The sequence below is a fragment of the Endozoicomonas sp. ONNA1 genome (assembly GCF_024606325.1).
Classification (GTDB): domain Bacteria; phylum Pseudomonadota; class Gammaproteobacteria; order Pseudomonadales; family Endozoicomonadaceae; genus Endozoicomonas_A.
This window is the reverse complement of record NZ_JAHHPN010000695.1, coordinates 1-1,067: the sequence shown is the minus strand read 5'-3', so window position 1 is coordinate 1,067 and position 1,067 is coordinate 1. Positions and strand designations below refer to the sequence as shown.

Here is a 1,067-nt window from a genome sequence, read left to right as displayed (position 1 = left end):
CCAGAAAGGCTGAAGGTTTGACCCAGTAATCATTGAGCTGATGCTCAACCGCTGCGGTCTGAGCCTGCATCAAGGTGTCATGGATAGCCTTGATCAGCTCAGATTCAGACACGCCAGCGGCGTTAGCATAAGGTGCCATAGTATCCTGAACATTGGCCAGGAATGCTGCCGTCCTGCGGCCGTTATTAAAGGCAATATCATCAAGGACGTAGTTGGCGATGACCGCAGCTGCGTACTCTTTCATGCCAGCAACAGACACTTTCATAGCCGCCGGGGCAGTCACAGCAGGAAAAATATGCAGAATGAATTCCCCGGCACCCCTGTTGGACAGCGTCCGGAGAGCGGCCTTGAAGTGAGTCAACTTGACGCTGTGTTTGTAGCCAAGGAAGTGTTCAAATTCATTCACTGTCTGATAGTCATCAATTCCTCTGACGGCCTCTATGTAGTTCCAAAGTTCAACCTTGCTGATCAGGCCTTCTTGCAGCAGAGTTATGATCCTGTTACCGCTGGCAGAACGGGTAGCGAAGTATTCCCGGAAGCTTTTCAGAGTCGGTTCATCCCCGATTAAGCGAATCGCTGATTTGCCCATGCCGAAAATTTCTTTGTCGTATTCTTCAGCCCCGGATCCCATCTCATCTCTGGCCCTGTGCACTAGTGTCTGGATTTCTTGCAGAGGGCAGGGCTCGTCGAGGTATTCAGGGAAGATTGTCTTCAGGTCCCTGAAGATTTGCACGATTCGACTGGTCTGATCAAACGACAGTTTGTCTCCAACCTGTACATGCAAGCGCAACGATGCAAATTCATCGTCAAAATCGTAAGTCGGAAGGTCGGGTATTGCCTTACCGTGCATTACGGCTAATTCGGCCAGACCATTTGCGACTTGCAGGGCCTGTCGTTTGAGAGGGTGCTGCTGTGCGTATAGGTGGATAGCGTACAAAACTTCTGCCTGTTCCGGCGTGTACTGGAAGGAACCACCTTTATTTTCGACCTCTTCCCCGGTAGCCTTCAGGGCTGGTTTGTCAGTGGCTACCTCTTCCCCGGTAGCCTCCAGGGATGGTTTGTCAGTG

General features: G+C 51.4%; 1 protein-coding gene. It reads right to left on the bottom strand.

Annotated elements, in window-relative coordinates; translation table 11 throughout:
- Positions 1–1,067, bottom strand: a 1,067-nt coding sequence (locus tag KDK19_RS16420) for a hypothetical protein (protein WP_257288670.1), incomplete at both ends; no start/stop codon positions are given.